The organism is Kribbella sp. NBC_00709, assembly GCF_036226565.1.
Taxonomy (GTDB): domain Bacteria; phylum Actinomycetota; class Actinomycetes; order Propionibacteriales; family Kribbellaceae; genus Kribbella.
Genome location: NZ_CP108996.1, coordinates 8,823,946 through 8,838,548, shown reverse-complemented (window position 1 = coordinate 8,838,548; position 14,603 = coordinate 8,823,946). Strand labels below are relative to the sequence as shown.

Genomic DNA, 14,603 nt, shown 5'->3' with positions numbered 1-14,603 from the left:
TAACAATCTTGCGCATGGACAACTGGTCTCGGACCGCGACCCGTTGGGCCCAGCTCACCCTGGCCGAGGACGATCCCGCACACTTCGACGCAGACTTCTGGCTGCGGCTGATGCGCGACAGCAAGTCCAACGCGACCTGCATCAGCGCCGGCGGGTACGTCGCCTACTACCCGACCCAGCTCGAGTACCACTACCGCAGCAAGTACCTCTCCGGCACCGACCCGTTCGGCACGCTCGTCGAGGGTGCCCGCGGTCTCGACATGGCCGTGATGGCCCGTGTCGATCCGCACGCGATCCATGCCGACGCGGCCGAGGCCCACCCCGAGTGGCTGGCCCGCGACCGGGACGGTAACCCGATCGAGCATTGGGCGTACCCGGGCGTCTGGCTGACCTGCGCGTTCACGCCGTACCACCGGCAGTTCATCACCGAGGTGATCCGCGAGATCGTCCGTGAGTACGACGTGGACGCGGTCTTCGCGAACCGGTGGGAGGGGTACTACGGGATCTCGTACAGCGAAGGCGCGCGGAAATCGTTCCGGGACGAGGCCGGTCTCGAGTTGCCACTCGAAGAGCACGGCGACGGCTGGCCGGAGTACGTCGCGTGGCGGCGCAGGCGACTGGGTGAACTGGTTGGGATCTGGGACCAGGCGGTCCGGGATCTCCGGCCGCACGCACGGTTCGTGCCGAACCTGGGTGCGCTCGCGGCGCGGGACCTGGCCCGCGATCTGGTCGGGCCGGTCGCGCCGCTGTTCATCGTCGACAAACAAGGCCGGCACGGGATCGAGGCGCCGTGGGCGGCCGGGCGGAACGGCAAGCGCAACCGCGGGGTGTTCCCGGATCGGCCGGTGCAGCTGATCACGTCGGTCGGGCCGGAGCACAAGTACCGCTGGAAGGACTCGGTCGCGCCGGCCGCGGAGACGAAGACCTGGATCGTCGACGGGTTCGCGCAGGGTGCGCTGCCGTGGTTCACGAAGTTCAACGCGAGCATCGCGGACGAGCGCTGGGTGCCGCCGGTCGTCGAGGCGTTCAACCTGCACGCGACGGTCGAACCCGTTCTGCGCGACCTGCGGATCACTGCCGAGGTCGCCGTCCTCGACGCGAGCCGGACCGGACAACTCCGGGCCGGAGACAACGATCACGAGGACGGCTTCTACCAGGCGCTGGTCGAGGCGCGGATCCCGTTCGAATTCGTCTCCGACCAGGTGATGACCCTCGAACGACTGCGTGCGTTCAAGGTCGTCGTACTCGCGAACGCCGAGCAGTTGAGCGACGAGCAGTGCGCGATCCTGCGCTCGTACGTCGACGGCGGCGGGTCGCTCGTGGCGGCGTACCAGAGCTCGTTGTACGACGAGGCTGGGGCGGCGCGCTCCGACTTCGGGCTTGGCGACGTACTCGAGGTGCAGCTGAGCGACAAGAGCCGGCCGGTGCAGAACAACTACATCGCGCTGACGGACCCGCATCCGGTGAACGCCGGGTTCGACGGTACGACGCGGATCATTGGCGGCACCCACATCATCGGGGTGTCGTCGGCCGCCGAGGCGCCGTTCCGCTTCATCCCGGACTTCCCGGATCTGCCGATGGAGGAGGTCTATCAGCGGGAGGCGCCGGACAAGCCGGCCGTGGTCTGCACCGAGAACGCTAAGGGCGGCCGGACGGTGTACTTCGCGTTCAACGTCGGCGCGATCTTCTGGGAGGCACTGCAGCCGGACCACGGGCGACTGATCGCGAACGCCGTCTCGTGGGCGCTCGGGAAGACACCGGGCGTGACTGTTGAAGGCGCGGGGCTGGTGGACGTCGCCGTCTACCGCGGCGACGCGGGCGCGGCCGTTGCCTTGGTCAACCTGACGAACCCGATGGCGATGCGCGGGCCGATCCGGGAGACCTTGCCGCTGCCGCCGCAGACTGTGTCGATCGCCGTACCCACCGATCGGGTGAAGGTCCGGCTCGTGGTGGCCGGAGTCGACGTCGAGCCGGCCGTGTCCGGCGGCCGGGTGGAGGTCGTGATCCCGACCGCCGGACTGCTGGAGGTCGTGCACGTGAATTGGAGCCAGGCATGAAGCTGGTCATTGGACGGTTGAACTCTCCGACGGGACCGAATTGATGATTGTTGTCGTTGGCAAGGAATCGCCCGGGTACGCCGCAGCGGCCGGGGAGGTGCCGGTGCGGTTCGTCGACTCGCTCGACGACGCGGCGGACGTCTTCGGTGAGATGGAGGCGGTGATCGCGCACGTGCCGCCGGAGGTGCTGGCGAAGGCGCCGAAGCTGCGCTGGGTGCACAGCCCGTCGGCCGGTGTCGACTCCGATCTCACGCCCGAGATGCGGGCGTCGCCGGTCGTCCTCACCTCGAGTGCGGGCAACGGCGGGATCTCGCTGGCCGAGCACTCGATCCTGCTGATGCTCATGCTGAACCGCGACGTACCGCGGTGGATGCGGGCACAGGCCGAGCATCGCTGGGACCACTACCGGCACGGAGAACTGGCCGGGCGCACGGTCGGCATCTACGGTCTGGGCCACTCCGGCCTCGATCTCGCGTTGAAAGCGAAGGCGTTCCACATGCGCGTCCTCGGCGTACGGCGACGCCCCGGCCAGCCGTCGCCGAACGTGGACGAGCTGTGTGATCTGGACCAGTTGCTGGCGGAGTCGGACTTCGTCGTGGTCACGACCCCGCGGACGCCGTCGACGGCCGGTGTCTTCGGCACGGACGAGTTCGCCCGGATGAAGTCGTCGGCGTACTTCATCTGCATCTCGCGCGGCGGCATCGCCGACGACGACGCGCTGCTGGAGGCGCTGCGGTCCGGGCAGATCGCGGGCGCCGGGCTGGACGCGCACGGCGTGGAGCCGTTGCCGCCGGAGAGCCCGTTCTGGTCGCTGCCGAACGTCATCGTCACGCCACACAACGGCGCGACGAGCGACGGGACACTGCGGCGCTCGCAGGAGATCGTCGCCGACAACATTCGCCGGTTCGTGGCCGGCGAACCGCTGCACAACGTCGTTGACAAGATTGCCGGTTACTAGCCGTGGGGACCGGATCGCATCTGGAGCTGGGGCCGTCCTCGCTGACCGATGCGCTCTACGAGTCGATCCGCAAGCGGATCGTGAACGGCGAGATCCCGCAGGGGGAGAAGCTCACCGAGGTGCGGCTGGCCACGGAGTACAACGTGGCCCGCCCGACCGCCAAGGCGGCGCTCGAGCGGCTCACGGCGCTCGGACTGCTGCGTCGTACGGCGCACAAGACCGCGGTCGTCCCGGTGCTCGACCAGGCCGAGATCCGGGACCTGTTCTTCAGCCGGATCACGATCGAGAAGGCCGCGGTGTCCGCGCTCGCCGCGACCGGCGAGGTGCCGGCCGACGCGGCGCGGGCCCAGGTCGCGATGGAGTACGCCGCGCGCGACCGCCTGTTCGAGAACCAGGTCGACGCGGACATCGCGTTCCACACGGCCCTGGTGGCGGCGGTCGGCAGCCGGCGGCTGTCCCGGATGCATGAGCTGATCATCGGCGAGGTGCACCTCTCGATGGGGCAGTACAAGGCCCATCGGAAGGCCGATCCGTCCACAGTCGCCTCCGAGCACGCCGCCGTACTGGAGGCGATCGCCGCCGGCGACTCGACCGCTGCCGCCGACCACATGGCGTACCACCTCGAGCAGGCCGAAGGCCGCCTGCTCAGCGCGCTGCCCCAGGAGTAGTCACACCAGGTCGTGGCGGAGCAGGACGGTCCGGTTGTCGAAGGTGCGGGTCTCCGCGAGGCGGAGGTAGCGGCGGTCGGTGGGCTGGTAGACGGGCTTGCCGCCGCCGAGGATCACCGGGTGCACGATCACGTGGTACTCGTCCAGCAGGCCGAGCTCGGTCAGCGCGGCGGCCACACTCGCGCTGCCGGTGAGCAGGATGTCCTTGCCCGGCTCGTCCTTGATCGCCCGGACGGCCTCCGCGTTCCGGACGATCCGGGTGTCCCAGTCGGCGCTCTCGAGGGTCGTCGACAGCACCACCTTGGGCGTACGGCGCCACACCGGGGCGAACTGGATGGCGTGCTCGTCCGGGTTCATCGACTCGGCGTTCGGCCAGTACGACGACATCATGGTCCAGACCGTCCGCCCGTACAGGAACAGGTCGGAGCGCTGGGTCAGGCCCATCGAGTAGTCGCCGAGTTCCGGACCGAGCTCCGCCCAGTCGAACTCGCCGTTGGGGCCCTCGATGAAGCCGTCGAGCGACTGGTGCACGTAGTACATGATCTTCCGCATGATGTCCTCCGGATGATGGCTGCTTGTGCCTTCTGGTCGTCACCGACCCGCAAGCCTTGACATCCTTTTCTGGGATTGACGAAATCGGTCCGGCTTGGGAAGGTCGGGGGTGAACGGGCGGGGTCTGGGGGAGGGCCGGCTGCCCGTCGGGGGTTCAGCCGCTCTCTGGGGAGAAGTTCCGCGCTGCGCTCGACGGCGACGACCGGTCTGCACGGCATGCGTTGGACGTGCGTTGCACCTGCATGCCGATCTGCGACAGGGCGACAGTTCGGGGAGCGGACATGAGCACGATAGAGGATCTGCGGGAAGGCATCAGGGGACAGGTCGTCACGCCTGGTGACGAGGGGTACGACGCGGCTCGCCGCGTCAACAATGCGATGCACGACAAGCGGCCGAAGGTGATCGTCCGGTGTGCGAACGCCGGCGACGTGATGACGGCCATCGACTACGCCCGGACCAACGACCTGGAGCTCGCGGTCCGCGGTGGCGGGCACAGCGTGCCGGGGTTCGGCACGGTCGACGACGGTCTGGTCATCGACCTGGGCGGGATGAACAACGTCCGGGTCGACCCGGTGAACCGGACGGCGCGGGCCGGCGGCGGCGCGACCTGGGGCGACTTCAACGCCGCCACCCATGCCTTCGGGCTGGCCACCACCGGCGGCATCATCTCGACCACCGGCGTCGGCGGGCTGACGCTCGGCGGCGGGATCGGGTACCTGGCCCGCGGTCTCGGGTTGTCCTGCGACAACCTGATCTCGGCCGACGTGGTGACCGCGGACGGGAAGTTCCTGATCGTCAGCGAGAAGGAGAACGACGACCTGTTCTGGGCGCTGCGCGGCGGTGGCGGCAACTTCGGCGTGGTGACCGCGCTGGAGTTCCGGCTGGCGCCGGTGTCGACGATCTACGGCGGTCCGATGTTCTTCGAGCTGTCGGACGCGGCCGCCGTACTGACCGGGTTCCGGGAGCTGATCAAGGACGCGCCGGAGCAGCTCGGCGGGTTCCCGGCGTTCCAGATCGCGCCGCCGCTGCCGTTCATCCCGGAGAACCGGCACGGCGAACCGTTCGCCGCGATCGTCGGCTGCTGGGCCGGCGACCTCGACGAGGGCGAGACGCAGATCTCGAAGTTCCGCGAGTTCGCGCCGGTGATGGCCGAGCACGTCGGACCGATGCCGTACCCGGCGCTGAACGGTGCGTTCGACGCGCTGGTCCCGCCCGGGCTGCAGCACTACTGGAAGGCGAACTTCGTCACCGAGCTGACCGACGAGGCGATCCAGGCGCACCTGCGGCACGCGCCCGGTCTCCCGGCGGTGAACTCGACCGTGCACATCTATCCGATCAACGGCGCCTGCCACCGGGTCACGCCGGACGGGACCGCGTTCGCCTACCGGGACGCGAACTTCGCCACCGTGATCGCCGGCATGTGGCCGGACCCGGCGCAGAACGAGGCCGGGATCGAATGGGTTCGTTCGTACTACGACGACGTGGCGCCGCACTCCGAGGCCGGCGGGTACATCAACTTCATGGCCGACGACGACCAGGGCCGGATCCGGGAGAACTACCGGCAGAACTACGACCGGCTGGTCGAGGTCAAACGCAAGTACGACCCGGGCAACGTGTTCCATCTCAACCAGAACATCATGCCCTAGGCAACTATCAGGGTGCGGCCGGTACGTCGTCGTACCGGCCGCACGCCTGGGGGTTAGAGCGTTACCAGGCGCTGGAAGAATGCGCGGTACCGCTGCAGCGCCGAGCGGAGGTCCTCGGTCGACGGCTCGCCGCCGGACCACTGCTGCTCGAGACCTTGGTGCTGGCGGTCGAAGCTGTCCGACAGGTTCCGCAGGACGTCGTCGACCAACGTGTCGGCCTCGGTGACGGCCTTGCGCGGGTCGTCCACGAAACTTTGCTGGATGACCTCCCACCGAGCCCGGTAGTCCACAGCCGATTCCTCGGCCACCAACGGCTCGTCAGCCGCAGGCGTGGCGGTCATGGCGTCGTCGGTGCGGTCGACGACCGGCGGCTCCGCCGTACGGTCCGCCATCGATTCGTCCATGCGCCGGTCCGCGATCGGTTCGTCGAGCGTGCGGTTGTCGAGTTCGGCGTCGTAGCGGCGGTCGTCCGGTGTGGTCATGCTTGCTCCTCGGCGTTCGTCGGGCGGGTGGTATGACGGATGTTGTGATCGGCGCTGTCGTCGAGCAGCGCGTCGACCAGCCGGCCGTACGCGGTGACCGCCTGGCGAAGGTCCTCGGTGCCGGCCTCGCCACGGGAGTCGGCGACCGCGACCCGGTGTGCGTCGCGATAGTGCGCAGCCACCTCCGGATGCTCGACCGAGATGTCGTTGACCCGTTGGTCGAACTCGTCGACCGGGTAGCCGGACTCGCGCATCATCCGCAGTACCAGCCGGTCGGCGTCGGCAACCGCGCTGGCGGGGTGGTCCACGAAGCTCTGCCGCACCTCGGCCCACTCGGCTTCGTAGGCCGTGGCGGAACGCCGGCTCAGCGGCGTGATGTCGAGCTTCGACACGCGACGCTCCCGGCCGCGCAGTTCGCGCTCCGCACTGCGGCGGTCACCCGACTCCTCGACGGTGCGCTCGTACTCCGGGCCGAACCGCTGCTGCAGCTCGCCCGAACGTCTGCGCTGATACATGAACAACAGCGCGGCCGCCGCGAGTAGTACGACGACGATCACGATGGTCAGGACGGTACCCATCAGAACTCCAGTCCGATTGCGTGAACGGACCCGCGATCTGGTGACACCAGTCGCGAGGACCCTTTGACAGACGGTCCCCAGCGCCGCCTCACATCCCCCGTGGCCCCGACCGGTACCCAACACCTGTGCAGACAAGCGTCCGGCCGGCCACCTGTTCGAGGTGACCGGCCGGACGGGGTGCGGCGATTACGCCTTCGGCGCCAGCTTGTGCACGACGATGCCGGACTTGAACGTCGTCGTACCGAGCAGTTCGAGGTGGGTGAGATCGATGCTGTCGCCGCGGAACATGTTCGCGCCGTCGGCCACTACCGGGAAGATCCAGAAGTGGTACTCGTCGACGAGTTTGTTCTCCAGCAGGGTCTTCGAGAACGACCCGGTGCCGTACTTGATCAGGTTCCCGCCGTCCTCCTCCTTGAGCCGGCGGACGGCCTCGGCCGCGTCGCCCTCGAGCGGCTGGGCGTTCCACTTCCAGTCGGTCAGCGTGCGAGTGGCGACGTACTTCGGCATCGCGTTGAAGTGGTCCGTGAACGGGTCTCCGCTGCGCTGCATCCACGCGTCCGCGAAGCCCTCGTAGGTCACCCGGCCGAGCACCTGGGCGTCGACACCCTCCATCAGGCCTTGCGAGTACGCCGCGTGCTCGTCGTCCCAGTACGGCGGGCTCCAGCGCTGCGGCTCCTCGATGACGCCGTTCAGCGTGATGAACGTGGTTTCGATCAGCTTCCTCATGGGTCTGTTCCTTTCAGTGTTTGTATGGGCGCCGCGTGCGGGCGTCCCGGAGTGCTTCGGCCCACCAGGTGAGCTGGTCGAGCATGAGTTTTGCTTGTGCCTCGTAGCCGGCGGAAGGCTTGGGCCAGCCGCCGTCGGCGGTGAACTGCTCCCAGTAGCAGGGCAGTGCGACGGTGTTGCGAATCGTGACGGCCTGGAGCTCGCTGAAGACCTGGCGCAGCTGAGCCGTGGCGTAGCACCCGCCGCTCTCCCTGCCGTAGCTGACGATCGCGACCGGCTTGGCGTGCCACTCCTCGTAGTACCAGTCCAGTGCGGTCTTCAGCGACGCAGGGAAGCTGCAGTTGATCTCCGGGGTGACGACGGCGAACGCATCCGCGGCTGCCAGCCTCGGAGCTAGTACGGCGACCTGTGCGGGCGTCTCGTCGTCGGTGTCCGGCAAGGTCGTCGGCAGGTCCGCCGCCTTGAGATCGAGGAGGTCGACCTCGAACTGCTTGACCGCCTCCTGTGCCAGCCAGTCCGCCACGATCGGTCCGAACCGGCCACGCCGGGTGCTACCGATGATCACTGCCAGTCGCATCGTCGTCCTCCTTCCGTCTGAACCAAACTCTGCCGGAGGGCGTTTACGGTTTCTTTCCGGTCCTTTCGCTGCGGCCGGAATAAGGTGCCCTCATGCGCTTCGGGGTGCTCGGACCGGTGACGGCGTGGACAGACGCGGGGATGCCTGTGGTCATCCAGGGTCTGAAGGTGCGCGCGCTGCTGGCCGACCTGCTCGTGCACGAGGGGCGTCCGGTGCCGGCGGACCGGCTCATCGACGACCTGTGGGGTACGAACGTGCCCGGCAACCCGGCCGGCACGCTGTCCGCCAAGGTGTCCCAGCTGCGCCGGGCCTTCGAGGACGCCGAGCCCGGCAGCCGTTCGCTGGTGCAGTCCGGTACGGCCGGCTATTCGGTGTCCGTCTCCGCCGCCAACTACGACGCGCTGCGTTTCGGTGAGCTGGTGGCTGCCGGCTCGCTCGACGAGGCGCTGGCGTTGTGGCGCGGCCCGGCGTACGCCGACTTTGCGGACAACGCGTTTGCCGAGACAGCCGTGGCCCGGCTCACGGATGTCCGGCTCACTGCTCTCGAACAGGCGGACCTGCCCGTTGTCGATCTCGCGGCGCTGGTGAAGGAGCATCCGCTGCGCGAAGGCCTCCGAGCCGCGCACATGAAGGCGCTCTACCGTGCTGGTCGTCAGAGCGAGGCCCTGGACAGCTACGCGGAGCTGCGCGACCTGCTGCTGGATGAGCTCGGTCTGGACCCCACCCCCGAGCTGGTCGCCCTGCACCAGTCGATCCTCACGCAGGACCTGCCGCACGCCCGCAACAACCTACCTGCCGCGTTGAGCGAGCTGATCGGTCGCAGCGATGCTCTGGCGGACGTCAGTGCCAGTCTGGCCAGCACGCGCCTGGTCACCCTGACGGGGCCGGGGGGAGTGGGCAAGACCCGGCTGGCACTCGCCGCGGCCGCAGCCACGGCAGACCGGTTCGCCGACGGCGTTGTGCTGGTCGAGCTGGCTGCTGTCACTCCTGACGCGTTGTCGGTCGCCAACTCGCTCACTGACGCGGTGCAGGCCGCGCTGGACCTCCGGGACACCGGCGGCTCGTCTGCGGTCGACAGACTGGCTGCGGTGATGGGGTCCCGGCTGCTGGTCCTGGACAACTGCGAGCAGGTGATCGAGGTCGTTGCAGCGTTGACAGACCGGTTGCTGGCCGCCGCGCCGGGTCTTCGCGTGCTCGCAACGAGCCGTGAGCCACTCGGCCTGGCTGGTGAGGTTGTGTGGAGCGTGCCGCCGCTGGAGGTGCCGTCGCCCTCCCTCAGTGCGGAGGCCGTGAGCGAGTGCAGTGCCGTGCAGCTGTTCGCGACGCGTGCCGCTGGAGCATCTCGTGGCTTCGCACTGACCGATGAGACCGTGGCTGACGTTGCCGTGCTCTGCCGGCGGCTGGACGGGATCCCATTGGCGCTGGAGCTTGCTGCGACGCGAGTGCGTGCGTTGGGGGTGCATGGGCTCGTTGCGCGGCTGGACGACCGGTTCCGATTGCTGGCGACGGGTCATCGGGGCGCTGCGCCGCGACAGCAGACTCTGCACGCGATGATCGACTGGAGCTGGGAGCTGCTCGCGCCAGAGGAGCAGTCCGTGCTGCGGCGCCTCGCAGTACACGCAGATGGCTGTACTGCGGAGGCTGCGGCAGCTGTGTGCGGTGAGGACGACGTACTGGATGTCCTGGTGCGGTTGGTCGACCGGTCGCTCGTCGTACCGGTGGAGGGGACTCGCTTCCGGTTGCTCGAGTCGGTGGCGGCGTACTGCGTCGACAAGCTGCGAGCCACCGGTGAGCTCGAGTCTGCGCATCAGCGGCATCTGTCGTACTACGTGTCGCTGGCTGAGGCCGCGCGGCCAGGACTGTTCAGTGGTGAGCAGAGTCGATGGCTGAAGGTGCTGGACGACGACTCCGCGAACTTCCGGACCGCACTGGATCGAGCTGTAGTCACTGGGCAGCTGGACCTCGCCGAACGCCTCGTCGACGCCCTGGCGTGGCACTGGTTCTTGCGCGGGCGTCATGTCGAGGCCATGCGGTCTCTGGAGGCTGTGCCGGGCTCTGCGCGGGCCGGGGCGTGGCGGGCCGGGTACATGTACCTGCTCGGTCACCCTGACGCTCCGGCGGAGCGGGACCGGTGGGTGGACGCTGCAGATGCGATGGGACTTTGGTGGATCGCCAACGCTGCGAGTGACGCAGGAGACCTTCCGGCGTGCGAGGCGATGCTGGACCGGGCGCTGAAGAGGTTCGAGGCCGACGAGGACCAGTGGGGCGTCGCGGCGGTGCTGGCTGCGCGGGCGAAGCATGCGCACGTGCGGGCGGACCTGCCGGCTCTCTACGACAGTGCGTGCGAGAGCATCACGATCTTCCGTGGGCTGGGGGATCGGTGGGGCGTGCTGCAGGCGACGGGCTGGTTCGGCGCCCACGCCGAGCTCGTCGGCGAGTTCGACGAGGCGCAGCGGCTTCATCTCGAAGGTCTACAGGCCGCGGAGGAGCTCGGGCTCTGGCCAGAGGTCGCCAGCGCGCTGGGCATGCTCGGCTGGACGTCGATCCGGCAGGCGCGCTACGAGTCGGCGCGGACGTACGGCGAGCGCGCCCTGCGGCTGGCCACCGAACAAGGACAGCGCTCGACACAGGCGCTGGCGGAGCTCGTGCTCGGTTTCGCGGCACGTCGTACCGGCGCTCTGGACGAGGCATCGCAGCGGTTGCAGGCGTTGATCGACGCCGCGCGCCTGCAGAAGGAGTCGGTCCTCTACCTGTCGATCGTGTTGGAGGAGCTTGGGTTCGTCAGGGAACTCCAGGGCCGGCCGGAGGACGCGCTGGCCCTGCACACGGAAGCGTTCCAGGTGTCGGTGGACTTCGACTCGCTGCGCGGGATGTGCTGGGCGCTGGAGGGGATTGCCGCCTGTCACCCGGACAAGGTCCTGGCGGCTGTGTTGCTGGGCTCCGCGGCCGCAACCCGGGCGTCGGAGAACTACCTGATGGCCGCTACCGAGACCGAGGACCTCGATCGAGCGGTCGCCGCCGCAGCTGTCCTGGGCGAGGCGGAGTACGAGGCGGCGTACGCGCGCGGCGTGACCCTGAGTCCGCCGGAGGCCTTCGAGCTGCTCGTCCGGCAGTAGATGTTCTGTAGTTGAGATTATTTGTCTGCCGAAGTAGTTTTGCTCCCGAGCCAACTTCGACAGGTGAAGGTGAACCATGGACTACGGCCACGAGCTGGTCTTCGGCACGTTCCTGACCCCCGCGGTCGACAACCCGGACCGCGTGATCGCGCTGGCCCAGCTGACCGAACAGGTCGGCCTCGACCTGGTGAGCTTCCAGGACCACCCGTACCAACCGCGGCTGATGGACGCCTGGACCCTGCTGTCCGTCGTCGCCGCCCAGACCCAGCGCGTGAAGGTGACCACGAACGTCGCCAACCTGCCGCTCCGCCACCCGGTCGTCCTCGCGCGCAGCGTCGCGACGCTCGACCTGATCACCGGCGGTCGGGTCGAGCTCGGCCTCGGTGCCGGCGGGTTCCTGGACGCGGTGGCGGCGAACGGCGGGCCGCGGCTGACGACCGGGCAGAGCATCGCAGCGCTGGAGGAGGCCATCGCGATCATGCGCGAGGTCTGGACGCCTGCCGGCGGCGGCATCCGGCTGGCCGGGAAGCACTACACCGTCGCCGGTGCGAAGCGCGGTCCGCAGCCGGCGCATGACGTGTCGATCTGGCTGGGTGCGTACAAGCCGCGGATGCTCGCTCTCACCGGCCGGCTCGCGGACGGCTGGCTGCCGAGCAGCGGTTACGCCAGCCCGGAGGAGCTGGCCGCGATGAACAAGCTCATCGACGAGGCAGCGGTGGACGCCGGACGGGATCCTTCGGCGGTGCGGCGGCTGTACAACATCTCGGGGCGGTTCAGCGGGAGTGGAGGATTCCTGCAAGGACCGGAGGAGGTGTGGATCGATCAGCTTGCCGAGCTGACGTTGGGCGAGGGGATGAGCACGTACATCCTGGCGTCCGACGACCCTGACGACATCCGGCGCTTCGCTGAGGTGGCCGCCGGTGTCCGCGAGGCAGTCGATGCTGGTCGTCGGGCGCCGGTAGCTCCGGTGGCTCCGGTCGGTCTGGGCGGTTCGGTCGAAGCGCCCCGACAGTCTGCTGCGGCGTCTGGGTTCGGCGTTGTTCCGACACCGCCTCCGGCTGTGAAGCGCAGCGCCGTACAGCTGCTGGACGAGTCGGTGCGGCCGACCGGTCCGGCGCAGGACCCCACGCGGACCTACACGCCGTACCAGCTGCAGTCCGGCCAGCATCTGATCGACGTACACGACCACCTGCGTGCCGAGCTCGACCAGGTGCGCGATCTGGTCGAGCAGGTGGCCGCGGGCACGCTGGGCGTCGGCGCGGCGCGTTCGCACATCAACACGATGACGATGCGGCAGAACAACTGGACCCTCGGCACGTACTGCGAGTCCTACTGCCGTCTGGTGACGACACACCACTCGATCGAGGACGCTTCACTCTTCCCGCATCTGCGTCGGGCCGACCCGGCGCTGGTCCCGGTCGTCGATCGGCTGCAGGAGGAGCACAAGATCATCCACGACGTCCTCGAAGGCGTCGACAAGGCCCTCGTCGCCCTGGTTGACGGCTCAGGCAGCATCGACGGTCTGCGGGCAGCCGTCGACCTCCTGGACGACACGCTGCTCTCGCATCTCTCCTACGAGGAACGCGAGCTGGTCGAGCCGCTGGCCCGACTCGGGGTGCTGTAGCTACTTCGCTTCGCCGAGCAGTGAGGCGAGGATGTCGAGCAGGCGGAGGGTCGGGACCTCGCCGAGGAGGCGGGCCGCGCTCGTCGGCGGCTCCGCGATCAGGCGGACCTGCAGCAGCTTGAAGTCGCGGACGTTGGCCGGGTTGACCAGGTCGTCACGGACGGCCTTGAGGAACTCGGACCCCGCCGAGGCCGTGCCGTACGTCATCCGGATGAAGCTGTCGGTCACGGGGTAGAGGTACGGCCGCTTCAGGTGCAGCAGCTTGGACTTCTTCGCGTGCCCGAATCCGCGGTGACCGGTGAACTTGTCGTCCAGCGCCATCGCGGCCTCGAACAGGTCGCTGCCCGGCGCCGCGTCCTCCAGCCGCGCGTCGACCGGGATCGCGGCGAACTCCTTGTCGGCCTCGACCTCGAGCAGCCACGGGATGTCCAGCATCCGGAGGTCGCTGCCGATCACCATCGTCCGGCCGAGGTCCTCGAACGTCACCCGGTTCGGGTCGGCGCCACCGACGGTGGTCATCCCCGGCAGCCCGTCGTAGTACTGCAGCACGGCGCCGTTCGTCTCGGCGTACAGCCGCAGCTGCGCGATCGCCTCGTCGACGACGATCTTCCGGGTACCGATGTTCATGAGCCACACCCTCACACTTGTGGTGGCAGACCCGCCAGAAGGCGGACCATCATTCGAACGTTCCTCACACACTGTTTCCGCAGATCGTAGCGACTCCACGGGCACCTGCACGCCACTCTCACTGCCCGTTATCCACAACCTGTAACCATTCGCCCGCCAGTCTCGAAATCTCTATAGACTCTCAGTAACAGCCCACCCACTGAGCGCAGGCGGCCGCCGGGAATTGGGTTGAGGACGTGCCAGCGGGTGCTCATGATGTGGGCATGACTACGACCTTCGGACTGATGCTGATCGAACCTGCGGCCGCGGCGGCCCGGGTTCAGCAGCAGGCCGGTCGTGGGTGGGGGTCGATACTCGGTCAGTCGTGATCGGGGTAGTGGTCGCGGGGCTCCTGGCTGGGTATGGGGTGGCCATGCCGGTCGGGCCCGTCGGGACCTACCTGGTGGCGTTGACTGCACGGAGCTCGTTGCGGATCGGGGCGTTCGCGGCGCTCGGTGTCGCGTCGGCCGATGGCGTGTACGCCGCGGTGGCCGCAGTCGCCGGTACTGCGCTGGCGCCGTTGCTGGTGCCGGTTGTGGGACCGCTGCGCTGGGCGTCTGTTGTCGTGCTGATCGGCCTGGCAGCGATGGGTGCGGTCAAGGCAGTACGGCGGTACCGAGCGCAGCGGCTCGCAGTCATCGAGCAGGAGACTCCGGTCGGTGTACGGACGGCGTACTTCGGGATGCTCGGGATGACGCTGCTCAACCCGTGGACGGTGATCTACTTCGCCGCGCTCGTGCTGGGTGGATCCGGTGTCGCGGGGTTCGGTGAGCGGGTGGCGTTCGTGGTCGCTGCGTTTGCGGCGTCAGCGAGCTGGCAACTGCTGCTGGCCGGCGGCGGGGCGCTGCTGGGCCGCCTGCTGACGGGCCATGTCGGCAAGTTGGTGACCGCGGTGGCCTCGAGTCTGCTGATCGTCGTACTCGCGGTGAAGTTGGTGGCCTAGCCGCGCTGGA

General features: G+C 68.5%; 13 protein-coding genes. 7 read left to right on the top strand and 6 right to left on the bottom strand.

Annotated elements, in window-relative coordinates; all coding sequences use genetic code 11:
- Positions 1–14: 14 nt before the first annotated feature.
- Genes OHA18_RS42940 through OHA18_RS42930 form a run of 3 tightly spaced genes read left to right on the top strand, consistent with a single transcriptional unit; the run spans position 15 to position 3,683 of the window.
- Positions 15–2,057 carry an alpha-amylase family protein gene (locus OHA18_RS42940; protein WP_329001197.1) on the top strand — a complete coding sequence of 681 codons (2,043 nt, stop codon included), beginning with the start codon at positions 15–17 and terminating at the stop codon, positions 2,055–2,057.
- Positions 2,058–2,100: 43 nt separating this feature from the next.
- The gene (locus OHA18_RS42935) at positions 2,101–3,015 is read left to right on the top strand and encodes a D-2-hydroxyacid dehydrogenase (RefSeq protein ID WP_329001195.1); all 915 of its coding nucleotides are present in this window, start codon (positions 2,101–2,103) and stop codon (positions 3,013–3,015) included.
- 2 nt (positions 3,016–3,017) lie between these two features.
- The gene (locus OHA18_RS42930) at positions 3,018–3,683 is read left to right on the top strand and encodes a GntR family transcriptional regulator (protein ID WP_329001194.1); all 666 of its coding nucleotides are present in this window, start codon (positions 3,018–3,020) and stop codon (positions 3,681–3,683) included.
- Here OHA18_RS42930 and OHA18_RS42925 read toward each other — a convergent pair whose 3' ends face one another.
- Positions 3,684–4,235 (bottom strand): dihydrofolate reductase family protein, encoded by a 552-nt coding sequence (locus tag OHA18_RS42925; protein ID WP_329001193.1) that lies wholly within the window; start codon positions 4,233–4,235, stop codon positions 3,684–3,686.
- Positions 4,236–4,516: 281 nt separating this feature from the next.
- Between OHA18_RS42925 and OHA18_RS42920 the strand changes: the two genes are divergently transcribed.
- On the top strand, positions 4,517–5,881 hold the full coding sequence (locus OHA18_RS42920; RefSeq protein ID WP_329001192.1) for an FAD-binding oxidoreductase: 1,365 nt from the start codon (positions 4,517–4,519) through the stop codon (positions 5,879–5,881).
- A 53-nt stretch (positions 5,882–5,934) separates the two neighbouring features.
- Here OHA18_RS42920 and OHA18_RS42915 read toward each other — a convergent pair whose 3' ends face one another.
- The 4 genes from OHA18_RS42915 to OHA18_RS42900 all read right to left on the bottom strand — a co-directional run bounded on the left by OHA18_RS42915 (position 5,935) and on the right by OHA18_RS42900 (position 8,244).
- Entirely contained in the window at positions 5,935–6,363 is a 429-nt protein-coding gene (locus tag OHA18_RS42915) for a hypothetical protein (protein WP_329001191.1), read from the bottom strand.
- Positions 6,360–6,941: a hypothetical protein gene (locus OHA18_RS42910; protein ID WP_329001189.1), complete on the bottom strand. Its 582-nt coding sequence runs from the start codon at positions 6,939–6,941 to the stop codon at positions 6,360–6,362. Before OHA18_RS42910 ends, OHA18_RS42915 begins: the two co-directional genes overlap by 4 nt.
- Before the next feature lie 186 nt (positions 6,942–7,127).
- Positions 7,128–7,667 (bottom strand): dihydrofolate reductase family protein, encoded by a 540-nt coding sequence (locus OHA18_RS42905; protein ID WP_329001188.1) that lies wholly within the window; start codon positions 7,665–7,667, stop codon positions 7,128–7,130.
- Between the two features lie 13 nt (positions 7,668–7,680).
- Positions 7,681–8,244: an NADPH-dependent FMN reductase gene (locus tag OHA18_RS42900; RefSeq protein WP_329001187.1), complete on the bottom strand. Its 564-nt coding sequence runs from the start codon at positions 8,242–8,244 to the stop codon at positions 7,681–7,683.
- Between the two features lie 92 nt (positions 8,245–8,336).
- Between OHA18_RS42900 and OHA18_RS42895 the strand changes: the two genes are divergently transcribed.
- Both OHA18_RS42895 and OHA18_RS42890 read left to right on the top strand, forming a co-directional pair.
- Positions 8,337–11,360 (top strand): BTAD domain-containing putative transcriptional regulator, encoded by a 3,024-nt coding sequence (locus OHA18_RS42895; RefSeq protein WP_329001186.1) that lies wholly within the window; start codon positions 8,337–8,339, stop codon positions 11,358–11,360.
- A 76-nt stretch (positions 11,361–11,436) separates the two neighbouring features.
- On the top strand, positions 11,437–12,984 hold the full coding sequence (locus OHA18_RS42890) for an LLM class flavin-dependent oxidoreductase (protein WP_329001185.1): 1,548 nt from the start codon (positions 11,437–11,439) through the stop codon (positions 12,982–12,984).
- Here OHA18_RS42890 and OHA18_RS42885 read toward each other — a convergent pair whose 3' ends face one another.
- Entirely contained in the window at positions 12,985–13,611 is a 627-nt protein-coding gene (locus tag OHA18_RS42885) for a DUF6308 family protein (RefSeq protein WP_329001184.1), read from the bottom strand.
- 412 nt (positions 13,612–14,023) lie between these two features.
- Between OHA18_RS42885 and OHA18_RS42880 the strand changes: the two genes are divergently transcribed.
- On the top strand, positions 14,024–14,593 hold the full coding sequence (locus tag OHA18_RS42880) for a LysE family transporter (protein WP_329001182.1): 570 nt from the start codon (positions 14,024–14,026) through the stop codon (positions 14,591–14,593).
- Positions 14,594–14,603 lie beyond the last annotated feature (10 nt).

Coding starts and splice junctions, on each gene's coding strand:
- OHA18_RS42940 (WP_329001197.1), top strand. CDS start 15: ATGGACAACTGGTCTCGGACCGCGACCCGTTGGGCCCAGCTCACCCTG.
- OHA18_RS42935 (WP_329001195.1), top strand. CDS start 2,101: ATGATTGTTGTCGTTGGCAAGGAATCGCCCGGGTACGCCGCAGCGGCC.
- OHA18_RS42925 (WP_329001193.1), bottom strand. CDS start 4,235: ATGCGGAAGATCATGTACTACGTGCACCAGTCGCTCGACGGCTTCATC.
- OHA18_RS42920 (WP_329001192.1), top strand. CDS start 4,517: ATGAGCACGATAGAGGATCTGCGGGAAGGCATCAGGGGACAGGTCGTC.
- OHA18_RS42915 (WP_329001191.1), bottom strand. CDS start 6,363: ATGACCACACCGGACGACCGCCGCTACGACGCCGAACTCGACAACCGC.
- OHA18_RS42910 (WP_329001189.1), bottom strand. CDS start 6,941: ATGGGTACCGTCCTGACCATCGTGATCGTCGTCGTACTACTCGCGGCG.
- OHA18_RS42905 (WP_329001188.1), bottom strand. CDS start 7,667: ATGAGGAAGCTGATCGAAACCACGTTCATCACGCTGAACGGCGTCATC.
- OHA18_RS42900 (WP_329001187.1), bottom strand. CDS start 8,244: ATGCGACTGGCAGTGATCATCGGTAGCACCCGGCGTGGCCGGTTCGGA.
- OHA18_RS42895 (WP_329001186.1), top strand. CDS start 8,337: ATGCGCTTCGGGGTGCTCGGACCGGTGACGGCGTGGACAGACGCGGGG.
- OHA18_RS42890 (WP_329001185.1), top strand. CDS start 11,437: ATGGACTACGGCCACGAGCTGGTCTTCGGCACGTTCCTGACCCCCGCG.
- OHA18_RS42885 (WP_329001184.1), bottom strand. CDS start 13,611: ATGAACATCGGTACCCGGAAGATCGTCGTCGACGAGGCGATCGCGCAG.
- OHA18_RS42880 (WP_329001182.1), top strand. CDS start 14,024: ATGCCGGTCGGGCCCGTCGGGACCTACCTGGTGGCGTTGACTGCACGG.